Origin of the sequence: Actinomadura fibrosa (genome assembly GCF_900659615.1) — a bacterium.
Lineage (GTDB): Bacteria > Actinomycetota > Actinomycetes > Streptosporangiales > Streptosporangiaceae > Spirillospora > Spirillospora fibrosa.
Genome location: NZ_CAACUY010000468.1, coordinates 1 through 3,232, shown reverse-complemented (window position 1 = coordinate 3,232; position 3,232 = coordinate 1). Strand labels below are relative to the sequence as shown.

Here is a 3,232-nt window from a genome sequence, read left to right as displayed (position 1 = left end):
CGCACGCCCCCGCGGGACGGCAGCGGCAGCGGCGCGTGCAGCGTCAGCTCCGACAGCTCCAGGTCGCTGGCCGTGCGGGCGGCGTGCAGCGCCAGGTCGCCTCTCCGACGGCCATGGTCGCGGTCGCCCCCTTCCCTCTCCGGTCCTTCGCCGGCCTCAGTGCCCGGGCCGGCCGAGGAGCCGCTCGGCCGGGGTCGCCGGCCGGACGGCGCGGACGGCGTCCGGTGCGGCGAGCAGCTCGTCGCGCGCCGGGCCCTCCACGACGCGCGGGTGCTCGTCACCGTACCGGTGGACGACGTGTGCCCGGTCATCCCCGGTCGAGGACGTCCCCAGCCGGACGGACGCGGCGAGCAGCTCCGCCATCCGCGCGGTCGTCCGCGCCCAGTCGAACTCGCCCGCCCAGGCCCTGCACGCGGCGGCGATCTCCGCGCGGCGGTCCGGGTCGTCCAGCTCCTTGAGGGCGCGGTCCACGGTGTCCGCCGCGCCGTCGGCCGCGTCGGCGTCGTCGTCGCGGGCCAGCCATCCGGTGATCCCGTCGCGGACGGCGTCGCGGAGCCCGTCCACGTCGAAGGCCACGGTCGGGACGCCGAGCGCGGCGGCCTCGATCACGCTGAGCCCCCAGCCCTCCCCCTGGGACGTGCTGAGGTGCAGGTCGGCGCGGGCGACGAGGGCCGTCTTGACCTCCTCGGAGACGTAGCCGTGCGCGATCACCACGTCGCCGAGGCCGCGCCGGGCGATGCCGTCGGCCAGGGCGGGCGCCTCCGGGCCGTCCCCGACGATGTGCAGCCGGAGGCCGGGACGGCGCTCGGCGAGCCGGGCGGCGAGGTCGAGGAGGAGGTCGAGCCGCTTGTGCGGGACGAGCCGCGTCACGCACACCACCTCCGGATCACCGACCGGGCCGGGCCCGGCCTCCCCGGCCGGCGCGGGCGGCACGGACCCGTTCGGCACGACGTACACGGGGCCCGTCCAGGACAGCCGCTCCCGGACGGCCCGCAACGTGGACGGCGAGACCGCCACGAACGCGTGCCGCCGGTACGTCCAGCGGCTCACCGGTCCCTCCAGCACCCGCCCGAGCCAGGCCAGCCAGGGCGGGAAGTACAGGCCGAACTGGGCGTCGTGGACGTGGTGGATCACGCAGAGCACGGGGACGCGGCGCGGCAGGACCCACGGCACGAAGAACGGGATGCCGTTCTGGCAGTCGATCACCGCGTCGAAGGAGCGGCGCCGCAGCAGCGTCCACAGCAGGACGAGCGGGTAGACGGTGAACCGGCCGCCGAGGCGGACGAACTCGACGCCCTCGGCGCGCTCCCGGCGGCGCTGGCCGGGCGCCCGGCAGGTCAGGTAGCGGACGCGGGCGCCGCGTCCGGCGAGCCCGCGCGCCACCTCGAAGGCGTAGCGCTCGGCGCCGCCCGCCGCCGGGTGCCACGGGTCCCGCCAGTTCACGACCGCGACGCGCAGGCCCGCCACCCGCGCGATCTCGTTCATTCCGGCCCGCTCACTTCGGCCCGCTCACTTCGGCCCGCTCATCCCCGCCCGCGCATCTCGGCCCGCTCATCCCGGACCGGCGCCGGAGGCCGACGGCAGCCCGCCGTCCGGCAGCGCGAGCGCCCCCTTGACCGGCTCCGGGGCCGGAGGCGCCGCGTCCACCGGGGACGTGGCGCGGCGGCCGGCGCGGGCCCGGATGCGGGCGAGGTCGAGCAGGCACTCCAGCGAGTGCCGCCGGACCGAGAACGTCGAGCCCGGGCGGTCGCGCCAGACCACCGGGATGGCGGTCACCTCCGCGCCGCGCCGCACGCAGTGCGCGAGCAGCTCGACGTCGAAGGAGAACCCCGTGGTGCGCAGGTCGGCGGCGGCGGCCCGGCCCAGCGGCCCGGCGAAGAACTTGAACCCGCACTGGGTGTCGGCGACACCGCCCACCAGGTCGCGGACGAGGCGGTTGAAGGTGATCGCGCCGAGCCGCCGGACGGGCAGCGCGTAGCCCTCGACGACCGACCGACCGTGGCGCCTTGACCCCACCACGACCGGGCGGCCCTCGCGCAGCAGGACGAGCACCTCGTCCAGTGCTGCGAGGTCCGTCGCCATATCGGCGTCCATGAATCCTACGTACGGGGCGCGGGTCGCCGCCAGTCCGGTCTTGACGGCCGCGCCCTTCCCGGGCCGCTCGCAGCTCAGCAGCCGCACCGGCACCTCGCCGCGCCAGCTACGGACGATCTCGGCCGTGCCGTCGGTGCTGCCGTTGTCGACGACGATGACCTCGGCGCGCACGGGCAGCCCGGCGAGCTTCGCGCACAGCTGCGCCAGCCCCGCCGGAAGCCGCTCGGCCTCGTCGCGCGCGGGAACGACGATCTCCAGCAGGGCGGGGGCGCCGCGCCAGGTCCCCATCGGGTCCGGGCGGGTCAGCGGGAGCCGTAGTTGTACAGCGGCTTGATGACCGGGTCCTTCTGGGAGGCGTTCGTGAGCTGCACCGTCCCGAACGAGGCGCCGGCCGCGAGGATGACGCCGACCAGTGCGGCGATGGCGATGCGCATCAGTGGGCCCTTCGACGGGGTTCGCCGGCATTGGTACTGCCGAGTAATGGAAGGCTCAGAGTAGTCCCTGAGGCGAGGAATGACCAGAAAACGACCACACTCGCGGCGAGCCAGGCCGCCGCCACCGGTGCCGCGGGGACGCGGTCCTCGCGCACAGCGGCTGCCCCGTCCACCCGATAGACGGCCAGGTCAGGGCCTCGCAGCACCTCCACGGCGCCCACCGGCCCGAGCCTGCCCACCTCGGCGTCCACCACGACGTACCGGACGCCCTCGTCACGCAGCGTCGCCGCCGACGGGTTCCCGGACGCGGCGACGCCCGCGAGCCGGACGGCCCGCGGATCCTCGGGCGCGACGGTCGTGGCCCCGCCGCCCGTCCCGCCGTTCCCCGTCCCGCCGTCGCCCGTCCCTGCCACGGTCACCGCGTCGTTCATGATCACGCGCCGGTTCAGGTAGCGCGGCAGCGGATCGAGCGAGCGGCGGCCGTGGTTCCAGGGATAGCTCCGGTACTGCGCCCACGGCAGCAGCAGCACGTCGCCCGGCGCCCGGTCGCCGTCGATGATCTGCCGGGCGCGCGCCCAGTCCGCCGGGTACCGGACGGCCCGCAGGTCGCCCGGGGCAAGGGGCGCGGTGAACTGGAACTCGTCCGTGCCGGCGAGCGGGCACAGCGCCACACGGATCTTGTGGTTCGCCATGTCGCCCCAGAT

At 76.0% G+C, this 3,232-nt stretch carries 3 protein-coding genes and 1 pseudogene; all 4 read right to left on the bottom strand.

Translation table 11 applies throughout. The annotated features are described in order from the left end of the window. Positions 1-156: 156 nt before the first annotated feature. Entirely contained in the window at positions 157-1,485 is a 1,329-nt protein-coding gene (locus tag E1300_RS48655; protein ID WP_131764029.1) for a glycosyltransferase family 4 protein, read from the bottom strand. Positions 1,486-1,551: 66 nt separating this feature from the next. Further along, the gene (locus E1300_RS48650) at positions 1,552-2,382 is read right to left on the bottom strand and encodes a glycosyltransferase (protein ID WP_131764028.1); all 831 of its coding nucleotides are present in this window, start codon (positions 2,380-2,382) and stop codon (positions 1,552-1,554) included. Positions 2,383-2,396: 14 nt separating this feature from the next. Next, positions 2,397-2,528 (bottom strand): hypothetical protein, encoded by a 132-nt coding sequence (locus E1300_RS53665; RefSeq protein ID WP_278045449.1) that lies wholly within the window; start codon positions 2,526-2,528, stop codon positions 2,397-2,399. After that, positions 2,528-3,232 (bottom strand): annotated as a pseudogene (locus tag E1300_RS51080) (hypothetical protein); the annotation flags it as partial. The pseudogene E1300_RS51080 and the gene E1300_RS53665, both read right to left, overlap by 1 nt.